Source organism: Pseudomonas sp. 2(2015) (genome assembly GCF_000955865.1).
In the GTDB taxonomy this organism is placed as follows: Bacteria; Pseudomonadota; Gammaproteobacteria; order Pseudomonadales; family Pseudomonadaceae; genus Aquipseudomonas.
The window spans coordinates 1,613-1,882 of sequence record NZ_JYOF01000035.1 but is presented as its reverse complement, the minus strand read 5'-3'; the positions used below and the strand labels follow the sequence as shown (position 1 = coordinate 1,882).

At 58.1% G+C, this 270-nt stretch carries 1 protein-coding gene; it reads right to left on the bottom strand.

Translation table 11 applies throughout. The features are described from left to right. On the bottom strand, window positions 1-270 hold a 270-nt coding region (locus UB48_RS27155; protein ID WP_177329195.1), incomplete at both ends, for an immunoglobulin-like domain-containing protein.

Genomic DNA, 270 nt, shown 5'->3' with positions numbered 1-270 from the left:
CGTAGACGTCGTCTTCCGGCGCCGGAACAGTGATGCTGCCTTCGGTCTGACCGGCAGCGATAGTGATCACTTCACCATTGCTCAGGGTGACTTTCATCTCGGTGCCGGCTGGATTGGTCAGCGTAGCGGTGTAGATGATGTCGCCGCCTTCAGCGACGGAGCCGGTGGCAGTGAGTTTCAGACCGGTAGTGTCATCAGTGCCTGGACCATCAGTAACGGTAGTCACCGGATTACCAGCGGTATCCAGTTTCTCGTAGTTACCGCCGGTGG